General features: G+C 38.3%; 14 protein-coding genes. 6 read left to right on the top strand and 8 right to left on the bottom strand.

All coding sequences use genetic code 11. From position 1 onward, the window contains the following. Positions 1-55: 55 nt before the first annotated feature. A complete protein-coding gene (locus EZY12_06035) occupies positions 56-1,279 on the bottom strand; it encodes a ribulose bisphosphate carboxylase small subunit (protein ID QSX69201.1) in 1,224 nt (407 codons plus the stop codon). A 211-nt stretch (positions 1,280-1,490) separates the two neighbouring features. After that, complete coding sequence (locus EZY12_06030) at positions 1,491-2,927, bottom strand: BCD family MFS transporter (GenBank protein QSX70540.1); 1,437 nt, start codon at positions 2,925-2,927, stop codon at positions 1,491-1,493. Positions 2,928-3,052: 125 nt separating this feature from the next. On the opposite strand from EZY12_06030, the gene EZY12_06025 reads away from it, so the two are divergent. After that, positions 3,053-3,568: a GNAT family N-acetyltransferase gene (locus EZY12_06025; protein QSX69200.1), complete on the top strand. Its 516-nt coding sequence runs from the start codon at positions 3,053-3,055 to the stop codon at positions 3,566-3,568. Positions 3,569-3,810: 242 nt separating this feature from the next. Here EZY12_06025 and EZY12_06020 read toward each other — a convergent pair whose 3' ends face one another. Beyond that, the gene (locus EZY12_06020; GenBank protein ID QSX70539.1) at positions 3,811-4,047 is read right to left on the bottom strand and encodes a hypothetical protein; all 237 of its coding nucleotides are present in this window, start codon (positions 4,045-4,047) and stop codon (positions 3,811-3,813) included. A 3,736-nt stretch (positions 4,048-7,783) separates the two neighbouring features. Here EZY12_06020 and EZY12_06015 point away from each other — a divergent pair. Next, complete coding sequence (locus EZY12_06015; GenBank protein QSX69199.1) at positions 7,784-8,422, top strand: MotA/TolQ/ExbB proton channel family protein; 639 nt, start codon at positions 7,784-7,786, stop codon at positions 8,420-8,422. Further along, on the top strand, positions 8,422-8,826 hold the full coding sequence (locus EZY12_06010) for a biopolymer transporter ExbD (GenBank protein ID QSX69198.1): 405 nt from the start codon (positions 8,422-8,424) through the stop codon (positions 8,824-8,826). The genes EZY12_06015 and EZY12_06010 overlap by 1 nt, the downstream gene beginning before the upstream one ends. A 234-nt stretch (positions 8,827-9,060) precedes the next feature. Here the strand turns inward: EZY12_06010 and lpxD are convergent, their stop codons facing one another. The 3 genes from lpxD to EZY12_05995 form a co-directional block, all read right to left on the bottom strand. Further along, on the bottom strand, positions 9,061-10,131 hold the full coding sequence (gene lpxD / locus EZY12_06005) for a UDP-3-O-(3-hydroxymyristoyl)glucosamine N-acyltransferase (GenBank protein ID QSX69197.1): 1,071 nt from the start codon (positions 10,129-10,131) through the stop codon (positions 9,061-9,063). Positions 10,132-10,194: 63 nt separating this feature from the next. Beyond that, a complete protein-coding gene (locus tag EZY12_06000; protein QSX70538.1) occupies positions 10,195-11,436 on the bottom strand; it encodes an NAD(P)/FAD-dependent oxidoreductase in 1,242 nt (413 codons plus the stop codon). Positions 11,437-11,508: 72 nt separating this feature from the next. After that, positions 11,509-11,673, bottom strand: coding sequence for a rubredoxin (locus EZY12_05995; GenBank protein ID QSX69196.1), 165 nt, complete (start codon positions 11,671-11,673; stop codon positions 11,509-11,511). A gap of 300 nt (positions 11,674-11,973) precedes the next feature. Here EZY12_05995 and EZY12_05990 point away from each other — a divergent pair, with 300 nt between their 5' ends. Then, positions 11,974-12,579 carry a DUF4360 domain-containing protein gene (locus EZY12_05990; GenBank protein QSX69195.1) on the top strand — a complete coding sequence of 202 codons (606 nt, stop codon included), beginning with the start codon at positions 11,974-11,976 and terminating at the stop codon, positions 12,577-12,579. A 58-nt stretch (positions 12,580-12,637) separates the two neighbouring features. Here EZY12_05990 and EZY12_05985 read toward each other — a convergent pair whose 3' ends face one another. Further along, positions 12,638-12,832, bottom strand: a complete 195-nt coding sequence (locus tag EZY12_05985; protein ID QSX69194.1) for a hypothetical protein — start codon at positions 12,830-12,832, stop codon at positions 12,638-12,640. A gap of 584 nt (positions 12,833-13,416) precedes the next feature. On the opposite strand from EZY12_05985, the gene EZY12_05980 reads away from it, so the two are divergent. Next, positions 13,417-13,983, top strand: coding sequence for a cyclase (locus tag EZY12_05980; GenBank protein QSX69193.1), 567 nt, complete (start codon positions 13,417-13,419; stop codon positions 13,981-13,983). Between the two features lie 5 nt (positions 13,984-13,988). After that, positions 13,989-14,564, top strand: coding sequence for a DUF924 domain-containing protein (locus EZY12_05975; GenBank protein QSX69192.1), 576 nt, complete (start codon positions 13,989-13,991; stop codon positions 14,562-14,564). Positions 14,565-14,723: 159 nt separating this feature from the next. On the opposite strand, the gene clpB is transcribed toward EZY12_05975, so the two are convergent. Then, complete coding sequence (gene clpB, locus EZY12_05970) at positions 14,724-17,348, bottom strand: ATP-dependent chaperone ClpB (protein QSX69191.1); 2,625 nt, start codon at positions 17,346-17,348, stop codon at positions 14,724-14,726. Positions 17,349-17,486: the final 138 nt, after the last annotated feature.

The following is a 17,486-nucleotide window of genomic DNA, read 5'->3' as shown; positions in this document are numbered from 1 at the left end:
CTTCCATGTAGAGACGTTCAATGGAACGTCTCTAGATTAATTCAAAAAATACTGATTACTTGCCATTGGGACGCTGAATAATTGTTTCTACTACCCGTCTTTTTGCTTGTGGGTCAATTCCTACTAAACGCACATATTCACCGCTATATTCAGATAAACAAGATTCTAAAGTAGAAATAGCATCGGAATGGGCATCAATATTAAAAGCACTACAACTTTGCCAAGAACCTGTCCGAAAACGGCGTTCATCAACGTGTTCAAGTCCAATTGTGTGACCTTGAGCTAAAATTTGTCTAACTTGTGCTTGAGTTTCTAAACTTAAATGAGTAGGTTGATTAATCACAGGTTTATTAACTGGAACTTCCGCAACAGGAGCGGTTTCTTGATAACCCTTACCACGATTCAAGCGATTATATTCATCAACTAAATGAGAAGTTTCTACCCGTTTTTGTTCACCCACCATAAATTTACCCGACTCAATTAAATGAGATAAGGTGAAATCTGGCTTTTTAAATGCTGGGGGTCCCTCTAAACTATTGACAACCCGCAAAGAAACATTTTCAAAACCAACTTGATGGATAAAACTCCGAATTTGTTCATCATAAATCCGGGAACGCAAAGCACTAAAAAAGTCAATTGATTGATGAGGAAAAGTATCAACTAATTGTTCAATTCCCCGTTGTGAAAGTCCATCTTCTGCAAAAATTCCCCCCACAATTCCCACTTTATCATCGCGGTTAGGTTCCCAGTAAAATTTGTCCATTCTCCCATCACGAATTAATGGTGCATAGAGAGTAGAAAAATCATTACCGGTGACAATAATCGGCACACGACATAAAGGATTAGAATCATAACTTCCTGGCAACTGCACATCTGTGGGATTATCAGCAATATTCATCAGTGTGGCATTTACCAACTGGGTATTTACTGTATATTGAGTTCCTTCGTCAAAACGTCCCGCACCTGCATCTAAATCATTAATCATTAATACGCACATTTTACCGCGCACTTTGATTAATTCTGCTGTTTCCCGATAACGCAACCGAATCAACCGCGCAGGATCTCCCGCGTCTGGACTTTCTAGTTCTCCTCCAGATATCAAAGTTACTTCAATACCCATTTTCTCAAAAACTAACTCGCATTGAAAGGTTTTTCCTTCTCCTTTGCGGCCATGAATTCCTAAAATCAGGGGAACTCGAATCCCAGGAATGTTTAAGAAGTTTTTGGTAATATGAACTGCAAGTTTATCAAGAAAACTAGGAGCAATATAGTAACTCATAGAATAATCCCTGGTTATGATTTATTTAGATTATCATAAGTTTTTTTGGTGACGATAAGTAGATAGGCTGAAATAATATCAAAATAATATTGTTAATATAAGCGGGCAAGATGCCCACCCCACAATAAGTATAATATTCTTGTGGGGTGGGCTTCTAGCCTGCCCATATTATATTTAATTATACCTACTTAGTCAATTAATCTTTTATTTGTCAATTATCTAAATCACTTTCGAGAATAGAGGCTAAAACTTGTTTGGTATTAGTTTTAAATTCTGTGACATTGACACGATTCAAAAACCAAATTGATACTAACATTCCCATCGCTTCTAATCCAAATACTAACCCATAAGCTAATACTAAATTATCGGGTAATAACTTGCGTCCCAAATCTAAAACACTACCACCAATTACAGTTGCAAAGCCTCTAGAGAGAGACTGAGCAAGTCCCCAAGCCCCAATAAATGTTCCTGCGGCTTCAGCAATTGTTAAGTCTAACATTAAAGTAACTGCTGCGGTGGTAACAAAACCAGTCGCTAAACCAAATAAAACTAAAGTTAATTTCAGTACAGATGGATTAGCAGAAAATCCGGAAAACCCGATTAATAAAGCAGCAAATGCGACTAAAATACAACCTAATTTTATAGTTCGCGCTTTACCTAAACGGGGGACAATGAAAAAACCTGTAATCCCATAGGAAATTAATATCCCTGTTCCGTAAAAAACGTTGAGTTTGGTACTTTCTGCTAAGGGCATTTTAAATACTTCCCCTGCATAAGGTTCTAAAATGGGATCTTGCATAAACAAGCTAATAGTCATCACTAATAAAAATGTGAAAAACAATCCTGTTTGCGGACTAGCTGTTAAGATTTTCCAAGCACCTTGTAGGGTAATACTGTCTTCTCTGTTGCTTTTATTAGAACGGTTGAAGAAACGGGAATATTTTTTTTCTACACCCACAGTTGCGACAATTGCTAAACAAAAAACTATGCCGGGAACAATCACAAATAAACGATTAATTGCCGATTGTAAAGTTTCTATGGGGGCGGTTGTGGTTAATTGTTTTAATAAGCTAGAACTGATAATTGCTCCAACTATAATTCCTACCATTAACATTGACCAAACAATGCCAACAACTTGGGAACGGTTGTCTTCTTCAGAGATATCCACTAATAAAGCGGCAAAATTTGTACCACTAGCACAAATGGCCAGTCCATAAACTGCGAAAACTAAACTGAGAACTGCTGTCCAACCGATTGTTTGGGTAGTCCATACCCACGTATCACCAATATTAGCGGCATTTAACTGCCATATTACTTGTACCGCTAAAAATGCTGCGATCGCAAATATTCCTGCTCCTATCCAAACGTAAGCGGTGCGATGATAACCTAATAATGGTTTAGCATCGGACATTTGCCCAAATAAAATTCTTGTTGGTGCGATAAAATAAGGGATTGCCAATACTAAGCTGCCGATAGTTGCCGGAATTGCAATTTCCTGAATCATGACTCGGTTAAGTACCCCCAGAGTCAAGATAGCCATCATACTTAACCCCATTTGAAACAATCCCAGCCGAAACATGGTCAAAATATTGACCTTGGGGATAGATAAGGATTGATTTGGGGTGTCAAATATATCATTCATTGTCATAGCTGCTTTTTTGTATTGTTTACCAGATACAGAAATCAAATATGAGTCCTATGTTATCTCAATTAAATGGTAAATTAATTTTGGCAATCCTGACATTTAATTTTAAGTAGAATACAATTCTCACCATGAATGATTCATCAATTACCATTACTAAGTTATTAGATTCTGATTTGGAAGAACTGAGAAAAATCAGTCAAGAAATTTGGTATAACCACTATTCTTCAATTCTCAGCACTAAACAAATTGAGTATATGCTAACTAAAATGTATGGGACAGGGGTAATTGAAGATGAAATTTATAGTAAAGGGATATTTTATGATCAAGTTTTGCATAATTCTAAATTAGTTGGTTATTTATCTTACAGTTCAGAAACAATGGATAATATCAGTTATTTAAAATTTCATAAATGTTATTTGTTGCCGTCATTACATGGTTTTGGCTATGGTCAAAAGATGTTATTTCATGTATACCAAAAAGCGCAAGCAATGAATTTGAAACAAATAATTCTCAATGTCAATAAAAGGAATGAAAAAGGGATTAAAGCTTATGCTCGATTTGGTTTTAGAATTATTGATAATCAGGTAATAGATTTTGGTAGTGGCTTTGTTTTGGATGATTATATAATGGGTTATGAGCTTTAACAGAGAGGAAACCAATTCTTGTTACTTTTACAACTATTAAACGCACTGTCTATCCTCATGCACTAAATCATCAACTAGCCTTAGTAGATAATAAACCTATTAAACTCCAAAGACGCGGGTTTACTCTTGCTCCTCAAGGCGGAGTCAAAATGATGATGACTGGAAAAAGATAAAATCCTGATTCTGACAAATATTAAATCCCTAACTTCTTAAAGAAGTCGGGTATCTTGTCTTGATACTCACTATATTTCTACATATTGCCAGTGTTTGGTTTCTCCTGTTTCTCTACAGATTAAAATCCCAAACCATTCTAATCGTTCTAAGTTGTCTGCAATGGCATTTTTGTATCTACCACCATTTTTAAATTGAGCAGCAATTTGTTCAACTGTCCACTCATTGTTATTTGTGCGGAGTAAGTCGCGGATAGTTGCAAGTTGGTCTTTTGGTTCTTTGGGAAAGGTTTTTTGTTCGCTGGGAATAATCACGGTTGCTTCTGTTTCCATTACTTCTGTTAGCACTTGTTGGGTAGTTTCATTTGGTGCTTGATATTCGGGACGCAACCAGCGAATTATCCCGTTACGTTCTTCTTCGGCTCGTTCAGCGTTGAGGTTAACTAATCGTTCTAAAATTATTTCTTCTATTTCTGCTTTTGTTTTTTGATTATCTTTTAAATCTTGCCATTGGTAAGCATCAAAAACGGCGTTATCTAATTCATCATGAATTTGTTTGAGGGTGGAAACTAAGGCTTTATTGTTATATGCTTTATCTGCTTCGGTAAATGTTTCACCTTTGCGGAGTTTTTCTAGCAGGTTATACATTCCGGTAATTGTGATTTCGGGATATTGTGTTTGCACTCGTTTACGGTGGGAATCTAATCTTTCTCCTAATTCTCGGATTTTCTGTTTTTGTTCTGGGGTGGGATTTGGGAAAGGAAAAGGATCAAAACAAACAGAGTTATTATAGCGAGGTGTATTTCCTCCTAAGTCTCCACCTGCTGCTAATGACCAAACAATATGAATATAACTAGACAAAACACCGAGAAAGTAAGAATCGTCAATTGCGATCATAATCACTTCACTTTCAGTTATGAAATCTGCTGGAAGAAAAATGAAAAATCTATGCTTTGCTGTTCTTGGAGTTGCAATATATTTATTTAGATTATTAAGTGCTGGTCTAAAAGTAGCTCTAGCTTCCCCATAAATCCACCAGCTATCACGAGATGATTTTCGTCTATTTACATCTCTTTCTGGTTTAACTCTTTCATAAATCCATTGATAAATAACTGGATAAATATCTTGAACTTGCTTAATAGAAAGTCCCCAAAGATCAATTGTAAATAAACCTCTATTCTTATCAGTAATATCTTTGCCACTGATAAATCTTTTAATTACTGGTAACTGATTATCATTGTCTTTGGTGTATCCTAAAAATTGGGCTTGTTCTTGTGTGAGAAGAAAACCTGCTCCTCTCATTTCCATTCCTCTACAAGCAAGTTTTGAATTTGCTTTTAGCTTGTTAGTACCTGCGACATCTGCTCCAGATTGGAGATTACTGAAAATTTTCTCTACATTTTTCCACTGAATATTAATTTTATCTGCCGAATGTTCCGGGGTTATTCCTTCTTCATGTGAGACTAAAGTACCAATTTTAGGAATATTTAAAAGTCTTTTAGAATTAATTGATTCAGCACCAGTCATAGCAGCAGTAACTCCTGCATCTCCATCAGTCCAAGGATGATCAGGAATTGCTAAAATTAACCGAATAGGATTTTTGTGATTTAGATAAAAATCAATTATCTTTCTTTGTCGAACTTGTTGAATTGTATTAGTTGAGATAAAAGCAAACTTATCAACTTTATCATCTTGCGCTAACTGTGCTGCTTTATGCCACCAATACATGACAAAATCTACAGTATCAGGTACATCTAGATAAGCTTCACGTAAGGTTTCTGTATAGCCATCTCCTAATCTATCTCTCATTCGTGCATTACCAATAAATGGCGGATTAGAAACAATATAATCTGCATCTGGCCATTTAGCAGGACGAGGATTAATGTAACGAAAAATAGGAATTTGATCACTCGAATCTGGAACATCTTCACCCGTCACAGGATGCTTGATCATTTTTCCACCCCAACGAGTTCTTACCTTACCAGTTTTGGGATCAATATCTAACTCCTTGCCATCATAATCTAACACCGCATCACGAAATTCAATATTATGAAAATCCTGTAAAATCGGTTCTGGTGGTGGTGTACTTCCATAGCGTTTAAAATGCCATTGCAAATAACCAATCCAAATTACTAATTCTGCAATAGCAGCCGCTCTAGGATTAATTTCAATTCCTAAAAATTGCGCTGGATTGATTTGTTTTCTCCCAGCCAAACGCGGATCAAATTCCTCTAATAAATTCGTTGTTACCTTACCTAAAACATCCAGCAAGCGCATTTGTACTTCCTGTTCCAATGTTTTCATCAAATCTAAGGTCACATACAAAAAGTTTCCCGAACCACAAGCCGGATCAAGAATGCGAATTTGTTGTAATTTGACTAAAAATTCCCTAATCTCATTTTCAGCTTTTTCTGTTTGTGCTTTTGTGGGTTTTTGCTGTTTTTCCTTGAGAGTTAAAAACCGATCAACTTCCGATTCAACTAATAACCATTCTTCTCGCAAAGGTTCTATAACAACAGGCCGCACCAAACGCTCTACATAGGATCTGGGTGTGTAATGCGCTCCTAAACTTTTGCGTTCCTTTTTATCTAAAGCCCGTTCTAATAATGTTCCAAAAATTGCCGGTTCTACTTCAGTCCAATCTTTATTTGCGGCTTCATACAAGATTTCTAACTGTGCTTTCGGTAAATCAAAAGCTGTCGCATTGGCAAAAAAGCTGCCATTAAATTGGGGAATTTCATCAAAGTTAAATTCTCCGCCAATATTCATCACCTTCCAAAGTTTTTCAATCTGGGGTTTAAATGTCTTCGGTTCAACAAGCCAACGCTCTTTTAAGGCTTTAGTAAAAACATTTTCTTTCAATAATTTTACATCTTCCGCAAACATTGTAAAAATACAGCGCATGAGGAAATTGGCGACTTCTTGGGGTTCGTGTCCTTGTTCTTCCAACCACCGCGCTAACTTAGCTAAAGTATCAGCAACTTCTCTTGTTACCCGCGCTCGATATTTTTCTGGGTTGAGACTTTGAGGATCATTAAATATAGCAACGAAACGATTAAATACTTTTTCATCTAAAAGCCGTTCTAAATCAATTTTTTCCCGCGCTCCATAACCGCCATAATTACCACTAAAACTTACCCAGATTTCAAAATGCGAACCAATATCACAAGTAATCAAAAAAGGCGGTTTACTTGGTACAAAAGGCGTATAGCTTTGAGCTTGATAAAAAGCCTTTTCCATGGCGATATCATAGGTTTTTGTTCCCCGTTTGGCTGTACCGCGTTTAGCTGCATTTCCCCCTTGTTTGGCTTCAATTAAAAAATGTCCTTCTTTGTAGAAGTCTGCAAAGTTTGTGGTGACACCATCTTTGTTAAATATTTTGATGTCTTTATCAAAACAATAGCGATCGCCTGTTATACTTCCTTTAGGTGCTGGACGATCTACAGCCAACGCATCACAAAGTTCTAAGAAGAAACCCTGATAATTTGCTCTTTCATTTCCCTGAGAACCTTTCCACTTGTCTAGGAATATTTGTACTCGTTGACTATCTTCACTTTTCATGGTAACGTGGCAATTATAAATTTCAAGATGGTTTCTGTGGACTGAGTTTAATTATCGTCTGAATCAGGATTTACACCGATTAAAGGATTTGCCGGATTTATTAGAAAACTAGATTCAGTTCTCTAATTAATAAGTTTTAATTATCTATTAGACTATTTTAAATAAGTTTTTTTGAAGAAAAATTTTTATTTTCAGGTTCAGACCGGGCTGGATGTGGTAATATAGTCGTATTAGTATAATTGGATGTAAACAAAATTATTATCTAGGCACACACTTCCATTATCAAGATATCACATTTGTCCAAAAAAGTCAATGAATTTTCACCTCGAAAAAAAATTTTCCTTTTTTTTTAAATTTTTAAATTTTTTTGAACGGCGTAACTCATTTCTATATAAATATACTCTACCATAGCGATCGCCTATTTATGACTTACTCTCAACAAAAATCTGTTAATCTAGCTGTGTCCAGAATTAGAAAGTAGTCAATGGAAATTAGCAATGTATTTAAAGCTGGTGGTGTGGTCATGTGGCCACTGCTATTTTTTTCCGTTGTGGGAATCGCTCTGATTATTGAACGGATTACCTTTTGGATAGGAATTAGTGGCCGTCAAAATCGCGTAGTCAAGCAGGTATTAAGTTTTTATCGTCAAGGTAATGTAGTCACGTCTTTGGACATACTACATAAAAATGCTGATTTACCAATAGCGCGAATTTTTTTAGCCGCCTTAGAATTAGAAGAAGCCAACCCAGAAGAATTCCGCTTGGCTTTAGAAAGTGAAGCACAGGCAGAAATCCCCTTATTAAAAAGATTTCAAAACATTTTTGATACAATTATCGGTTTAGCACCCTTGTTAGGACTGCTAGGTACAGTTTTAGGTTTAATTGGCTCATTTGCATCATTAAATATCGGTGATGTCGGTGGCACGAAAACCGCCGGTGTCACCGCTGGGATTAGTGAAGCCTTAGTATCCACCGCAGCAGGATTAATTGTAGCTATTATTACCCTATTTTTTGCTAATAGCTTTAGGGGAATGTATTTGCGACAAATTGCTTGGATTCAAGAATATGGTGGTCAGTTAGAATTACTTTATCGTCGTCAGTATGAAAGAGGAAATAGATCATAATGCGTCTACCAGATGAACCAGATGTACCAGCCCAGATTAATATTGTCCCCATGATTGATGTCATCTTTGCAATTTTGACATTTTTCATCATGTCTACCTTATTTTTACATCGTTCTGAAGGATTACCAGTTAATTTACCTAAAGCTGGGACAGCAAAAACTCAATCATCAGCCGCACCGATCACTGTCACTATAGACGCAGTAGGCAATCTAAGTTTAAACCGTCAGCCAGTAACACTAGATACTTTACCTATGTCAGTAAAGAAATTAATGGGGAAAAATACGGATGTGGTAGTGATTATGAATGCCGATAAAACCGTTACTCTTGATCAAGTAGTGGGAGTTATGGATCGGGTGCGTCAGGTAAAAGGAGCAAAATTAGCGATCGCTACTCAAACACCTTAACAAGTTAATTGTCGGTTATCAGGGTAGTCACTACTCAATCTAATCTTGGATTGATATTTACTAATTAGGGCTTATTGAAAGAAAGTAAAACTATTGATAGATAAAGGTTTACAAAAGAAGGGAACAGATAAGAAACACTCATTTGCACCAGTTTAGAGCTTCAGTTAAAAAAAAGATGTTTTTACAAGATGCGTAGCCCGAAAAAAACAGTGTCATTATTTCAATCTCATGTTTTTAAACATGAGTTTTTCCTGTTCCCTGTTCCCTGTTCCCCGTTCCCTTCTTTTGTAATTGTTTGAGATTTTGATATATTTCTGGCAAGCGGCGATAAATAGCCGCTACCTTAAGGTATAGTTTGTGGGGTATAGCTGGACTACCGGAGACAATCTCTCCAGGTGCGATGTCGCTGTGAACACCAGATTGAGCCGAAGCGATCGCCCCATCTCCGATTTTAACTTGATTGGCAATTCCCACTTGTCCCGCTAAAATTACCCGATTTCCTAATTTTACACCGCCAGCCATCCCTGCTTGACCTGCTATGGCGCAACCAGAACCAATTTGACTACCATGTCCTATCTGGACTAAATTATCAATTTTCGTATTTTTGCCAACTCTAGTTTCTCCCACAGCGGGACGGTCTATAGCTGTATTACAACCTACTTCCACCCCATCTTCTAAAACCGTGTAACCCGATTGTTCCATTTTCAACCAACCTGTGCGAGTTGGCACAAAGCCAAAGCCTTCTGCACCAATCACAGCCCCACTATGAATAACACAATCTGCACCGATTTGAGTCCGTTCGTGAATCGTACAGTTAGCGTGTAGGGTAGTGCGATCGCCTATTTTGGCGGCTGGATAAATGACGACATTGGGATGAATAACCGCATGATTGCCAATTTCCACATCTGGAGAAATTACAACATGAGCGCCAATATAGACATCATTACCGATGTTAGCGGTGGGGTGAATAACTGCGCTAGGGTGAATTTCGGGGCTAGGACGGTAGGGTTGATAAAAAAGACTTACCGCTTTTGCAAACAACAGTTTTGGTTCATTTGTTGTTAACCAAGCAATCCCCTTTTCTGTAGCTTGACTCTGTAACTTTTCATCTGGAGGTAAAATTACAGCGCTCGCACCCGTAGAATTTAGCAATACAGCAAATTTAGAACTTTCTATATAGCTGAGAGTTCCAGATGGTGCTTCGTCTATGGCTGCGACTCCGGTAATTTCTAAATCTTGGTCTGGTTTTAGGCTATTTTTAGTGACGGAATCACCAAGCAAGTGGAGGATTTTACTGAATTTCATAGTAATTTACTAAAAAAAGTTATATCTTTTTGTCTCCCGCAGAGGCGCGAAGGAAGAAAGAAATTAATTGTTTCCTATTTTTTCTATCATGGACTGACCTGCTAAATAGGCTGTTGTCCAAGCACTTTGGAAGTTAAAGCCACCGGTGACACCATCAATATCTAGTATTTCACCAGCAAAATGCAAGCCGGGGACTAATTTACTTTCCATTGTTTTAAAGTTAACTTCTTTGAGGTTGACACCACCGCAGGTGACAAATTCTTCTTTAAACGCACCTTTACCTGTAATTGCGTATTCTCCTTGAGAGATTTCTAGGACTAATTGATTTAAGGTTTTGTTAGTGATGGTTGCCCAACGGTCTTCTGTGGTAATGTTCGCACGGGTAATAATGTATTGCCACAGACGATGAGGTAAGTCTACACCACGATGTAAGGCGATCGCTTTTTGTCCCCATTCGGCTTTTACAGTTAAAAGCTTTTGTCTAATTTCCTCTTGTGATAAATCTGGCAACCAATTAATCAATAATTTGGATTGATAGCGGTTGTCATGGAGAATTCTTGCCCCCCAAGCCGAAAGTTTTAACACTGCTGGACCACTCACACCCCAATGGGTAATTAATAACGGTCCAGTTTGTTGTAATGGGGTCTTACCTGAATTTGATAACCGAAGATTTACGGAATTAACACTAATTCCTGCTAATTCCCGCAGTTGAGGGTCAGCAATATTAAAGGTAAACAAAGAAGGTACAGGTGGTTGGATGTCATGACCTAATTCTCTAGCGATCTTATAACCCGCTAAACTGCTACCTGTAGCTAAAAGTAGTCTATCACATTCTTTGGTTTCTCCCGATTTGAGGAGAATTTCAAAACCAGCATTTTTGTGGCTGACAGCAGTTACAGGTGTACCAATACGGACTTCTATTTTCCCAGCAAAAGCCGCCTTAATCAAACATTCTGCAATAGTTTCCGCCCGATCTGTAATGGGGAACATCCGGCCATCTGCTTCTGTTTTCACATTCACACCATGGGCTGCAAACCAGGCTATGGTGTCTAAAGGTTGAAAACGAGTAAATGCACCCAACAAGGCTTTACCACCTCTAGGGTAATTCTGGACTAAAGTTTTTGGTTCAAAACAAGCATGAGTAACGTTACAACGTCCCCCACCGGAAATCAGCACTTTCGCCAAAGGTTGACGACTAGCTTCGATTAAAGTAACTTTGGCTTGGGGATTAGCTTGAGCGCAAGCAATCGCGCCAAAAAATCCCGCTGCCCCACCACCGATAACTACAATTTGCAAGGGTAACAACTTCAAAAATTTTCGTAATATCCAATATCCAGATCCCCGACTTCTCAAAGAAGTCGGGGATCTATTTCCATATTACTCTTCATATAACTCAAAGTCTTCTTTGGCTACACCACAAACTGGACAAACCCAATCATCTGGAATATCTTCAAAGGCTGTTCCTGGTTCTATGCCACTATCAGAATCGCCTACTTCGGGGTCATATACATAGCCACATACCGTACATATATATTTTTTCATTTTTGTACATCTTAAGAGTTAATTCAAAAACGTTGTATTATTAGAGCTTTTTCTGATCTTGATTAAAACATGAAAACTTGTTGATTTCATAAAGAAGATTTTTTTTATTTATGGTATGGCAGTTGAGAGTGCAGAATGGAAATTATTAAAAAAAGTTAAGTTTATTGACTAATTTGGTTTTGAATGAATCAAATTCACCTGAATCTTCGTCCTCATCCTTATGTCCATAAAGTTGTGTAACAACAACTTTTGTTTGACTGTTTTGATCACAGATCTGAAAATATTCAAAACACATAAGTTATGAATCATCAAAATTTCCAGAATAAATCTATCAAGTTTGTACAAGCTTCTCTGGCTGCTGCTGCACTGATGATAGCTTCTGTGGGGCCTGCCTTTGCTGAGAGCAAAGTTAAAATCGTAGGTGCAGGATATGGTGGTAGTGGTTGCCCTGAAGGATCTGCTAGTGTAAACGTTAGTCCCGATGGTCAAGAGCTAAGTATTCTATTTGATAAATTTATCGCTCTGGGCAATAAATCATCAGAAGCACGCAAAAGCTGTAATTTGAGCATTCCTATTCAAGTACCCCAAGGGTTTCAAATTTCCCTCTACGATGCTGATTATCGGGGCTATGTTGCTCCCGGGACAACGGGGAAACTAAGAGCAGAATACTTTTTTGCTGGTCAGCGTGGCCCCGTCTTTTCTAGAACATTCAGAGGAGAAACTGACTACAACGTTCAAGATAAATTAATGACTATAGGTGATGTCTGGTCAGCCTGTGGTGATAGTGTAAATATGCGGGTGAATGCTGCAATGATCGCTAGTGGTCAAGGGATGGCGACTCTTGACTCTTTTGATCTGGCCCATCGTGGTTTAGTTTACCACGTGAAATATCGTCAGTGTCGGTAATTAATACTGACTCCTCGCTTAAAAAAGCAGGGAGTCACCTTGAAAGGGCTAGTCCTAGTTAAAAACGCCACCACTTTCGTTGTAAGTAACTGAAAATTGCCAAAGAAATCGCTCCCAAGAACAGTAACACAATTACTCCCCCAGGCAGGAAAGTAATAATACCCAACCCTCTTAGTATAAACAAGGATACACTCATACCCAAAAGAATGCCAAAACCCTGGATAAATTTGCCATTTAAAGAAGATTGACTCACTGTTTCTCCTGTTAACTCTAATTTACGCTGGATTTGACACTCTGCGGTCTAAAGACACGCAGATTCTTTAAGACCTGCTTAAAAAGAAAAAGGATAGTCAATTATCCTCCTAGACGCTCAAGGCAACTACCAGTACGACAGGTATTGCAATTGCGCTTACTTTTGATTTTTTTGCTGCTTTTGTGAGTCCATCAATTTTTAATGTTAAACGCTCCATGATTTACCATTGCTTGTTTACCCAGGCTACGGCTATGCCGAGACGAGATAAATCAGGGGTTTCTCCTTAATAAAACACTTATGAGCGTTGATGGTTATTCCTACTTGCTAATTAATTCTATCATGTCACGGCGAATAAATTCTAAGTTGGCACTTCCTCCACCCATCTATTGCCAAGTGGCTTCCGTGCCTTTCGTTCTATTTGGTGAAAATAATGATTCCATCATTGTTAAGATGAATTTGAGACTAATTATCTCCGAAAACTTGATAAATTGAACTGTAATTAAAATTAAGTGAGTTAAACTCAATTAATTGACCACAATTAATTAGTTAAAAAGTTACCAAAATCACTATATCTACATTATATTATGCCAAATTCAAATCTTAAAAATCCCGACTACCCCACGTTATTGCTATCAGATCCCTTTTGGAATCAAGATCAGCAAAGATTACTCATGCAGGGGGAAATATTACTAAAAACACGATCTCATACTAGCTGGGGTGGCGCTGTTACCGCTTGGATGTATGTTCCCCTGATCAGATCTCATGTCTGGCAACAAATTACAGATTACCCCCGCTGGGTACAATATTTTCCCGATATCACTAAAAGCGAAATCATCTCCAAAGGAGATGTTAAACGTCTGTATCAAGCCGCACAAAAAGCCTTTTTATTTTTCACAGCCCAAGTAGAAATTTATGTGCGTGTGGTGGAAGTCGTAGGTCAGCAGGTCCAGTTTCGCATGGAAAAAGGCTCATTTAACGATTTTCAGGCCAGTTTAGAACTCAAAGACATGGGTAATGGCACTTTATTAGCCTATACAGTCCAAGCAACCCCTAATATTCCCATTCCCTCAATTTTTATTGAACAAGCAATGAATTTGGAATTACCAGCAAATCTATGTAAAATGCGACAGGTGCTTTGTAATCATCAATAATAGCAATGTCACAGGCAACTACTATTTTAGATTTTTGGTTTGGTCATCTAAATGACCCAAATTATGGGAAAATTCAACCATTTTGGTTTGAAAAATCACCAGATTTCGATGCTAAAGTCCGCGACCTTTTTTTGGAAGATTACCAAAAAGCGGTAGCAGGATATTTACATGATTGGATGAACTCACCAGAAACCTGTTTAGCTTTAATTTTACTACTAGATCAATTTCCCCGCAATATGTTTCGTGATACTCCAGAAGCCTTTGCAACTGACTGGGAAGCACTGTCATTAGCCCAACACGCGACGAGTCAGGGTTATGACCGTAAACTATTGTCTGTGCAACGCTGGTTTATATATTTACCCTTTGAACATAGTGAAGACCCAGTTGATCAGCGCAATTGCATTAAGCTATTTCAACAACTTAGTCATGATCCCAATAGTGTAAGAGCGATTGAATCAGCTTTTCGACACAAAGAAATAATTTCCCGATTTGGTCGCTTTCCCCATCGTAACGCCATTTTAGGACGCATATCTACCCCAGAGGAAGAGGAATTTTTGGCAGGACCTAATTCTTCTTTTTAGTTATTAGTCATTAGTTATTAGTCATTAGTCATTAGTTATTAGTCATTAGTTATTAGTCATTAGTCATTAGTTATTAGTCATTAGTTATTAGTCATGGATAGGAATTTGACCAATGACCAATGACCAATGACCAATGACCAATGACCAATGACTAATGACCTAACCCATAAATACTTCTGCGGGTAAGCGATTAAAGGAAAGACGCTCATTTTGAATATCTACAAAAATGGTGTCACCATCGCTAAAATCACCGCGTAAAATGGCTTTGGCTATTTGGGTTTCTAATTCCCGCTGAATCGCTCTTTTTAATGGTCTTGCACCAAAAACGGGATCATACCCTACTTCTGCTAAAAAGTCAAGAGCAGAACTAGATAATTTCAAGGATATTTTTCTGTCGGTTAATCTTTGTTTTAACCTATCTACCTGTAACTGGACAATATGCCGCAATTCCGATTTTTGTAAACTGTGGAAAATAATCAATTCATCAAGACGGTTTAAGAACTCTGGACGGAAACTACTTCGCATCGCTTCCATGACTCGATTACGCATTTCATCGTAACGGTTATCATCTCCAGCTAGATCAAGGATGTATTGAGAACCGATATTACTGGTCATGATAATGATACTATTTTTAAAGTCTACCGTTCGACCTTGGGCATCTGTTACCCTGCCATCATCCAGAATTTGCAGGAAAATATTAAAAACGTCGGGGTGGGCTTTTTCGATTTCGTCGAATAAAATCACCGCATAGGGACGACGACGAATAGCTTCAGTGAGTTGTCCTCCTTCTTCATAGCCAATATATCCTGGAGGCGCACCGATTAAACGAGAAACGGCGTGCTTCTCCATGTATTCTGACATATCAATCCGCACCAGAGCTTCCTCTGTATCGAACATATAGGAGGCTAAGGCTTTCGCCAGTTCAGTTTTCCCCACACCTGTCGGACCAAGGAAGACAAAACTAGCTATGGGACGGTTAGGGTCAGAGAGTCCAGCCCGAGAACGCTGAATGGCATCAGCTACAGCGGTAACGGCTTCATGTTGACCGACAACCCGCTGATGTAATTCATCTTCTAAATGTAGAAGTTTTTCTTTTTCTGATTCCACTAATTTATTTAGGGGAATGCCTGTCCATTTAGAAATAATTTCCGCAATATCGGCTTCTGTAACTTCTTCTCTGAGTAAAGATTTTCCGGTTCCTTGGGTGTGGGAAAGTTCAGTTTCTACGGCTTGTAATTGGTTTTGTAAATCTGGTAATTTGCCATACTGTAATTCCGAAGCCTTCATGAGATCCTGGTTTCTCTCACTTCGGGCTTGTTGAATTTCTAAATTCACACGGTCAATTTCTTCTTTAATTGACTGAATTCTGGTGATAATACCTTTTTCAGATTGCCATTGTGTGCTGAGAGTTCTTTGTTCTTCTTTCAGGTCTGCGAGTTCTTTTTCTAATCTTTCTAACCGTTCACGGGAAGCAGGATCACTTTCTTTTTGTAAAGAGAGTTTTTCCATTTCCAATTGGAGAATTTTCCGATCAATTTCGTCTAGTTCTTCGGGTTTGGATGTAATCTCCATTTTCAGTCTAGCAGCGGCTTCATCAACTAAATCAATGGCTTTATCCGGAAGAAAGCGATCGCTAATATAACGATTAGATAACGTAGCCGCAGCAACTAAAGCACTATCAGAAATTCTCACCCCGTGATGAACTTCATAACGTTCTTTCAAACCGCGTAAGATCGAAATTGTATCAACAACATTGGGCTGATCTACATAAACTTGTTGAAAGCGTCTTTCTAAAGCGGCATCTTTTTCCAAATATTTGCGGTATTCGTCTAAAGTTGTCGCCCCAATACAGCGTAACTCACCTCGCGCTAACATCGGTTTTAATAAGTTTCCAGCATCCATAGATCCTTGGGTTGCACCTGCACCGACAACAGTATGAATTTCATCAATAAATAAAACAATATTTCCGTCTGATTCTGTGACTTCTTTTAATACGGCTTTGAGACGTTCTTCAAATTCACCTCGGAATTTTGCCCCCGCAATTAAAGCCCCCATATCTAAACTGATCAGTTTGCGGTCTTTGAGAGATTGGGGAACATCACCCGCTACTATACGCTGTGCTAAACCTTCGGCGATCGCAGTTTTACCCACGCCCGGTTCACCAATTAAAACCGGGTTATTTTTAGTTCTCCGGGAGAGAATTTGTACCGTGCGCCGGATTTCATCATCACGACCGATTACGGGGTCTAATTGACCTTTGCGGGCGGCTTCTGTGAGATCGCGGCCGTACTTCTCCAGTGATTGATATTTACCTTCTGGATTTTGGTCTGTCACTTTTTGCTTCCCCCGAATTTCTTTAATAATATTTTTGAGTTTGTTTTCGTCTAAACCAAATTCTTGGCATAAACCCTTTCCAAAACGGTCATCTTTGGCGTAACCCAGCAGTAAATGTTCAATAGAAATATATTCGTCTTTAAATTCCTGACGATATTTTTCTGCCCGATCTAATAGTGTATCTAAACTCCGTCCTAAATAAACGGAAGTGCTATTACCAGATACCTTGGGTTGACGTTGAATGAACTGCTCGGTGCGGTCTCGGACTTTTTGGAGATTTGCCCCAGCTTTAGTAAAAATCGCGCTGGCCAGTCCTTCCTGTTCTAGCAACCCTTTCATCAGATGTTCACTTTCTAGCTGCTGTTGCTGGTACTGTTTAGCGACATCAGGGGTATGGGCGATCGCTTCCCAGGCTTTTTCCGTAAATTGATCGGGGTTAGTCGGCTGCATAAGCTTTTAGAATAACAAACTACTGTCTAATGAGATCATTGTAAAAATATTTAGCGGAATAGCTAGATCGGTCTTCACGTCTTTAAAATGTAGTATTATTGCCCAATGTGGAGTAATAAGTTGTCAGTTGTCAGTGTT

Origin of the sequence: Dolichospermum sp. DET69 (assembly GCA_017355425.1) — a bacterium.
Taxonomy (GTDB): domain Bacteria; phylum Cyanobacteriota; class Cyanobacteriia; order Cyanobacteriales; family Nostocaceae; genus Dolichospermum.
The sequence above is the reverse complement of the archived record's forward strand: the minus strand, read 5'-3'. Positions and strand labels throughout refer to the sequence as shown.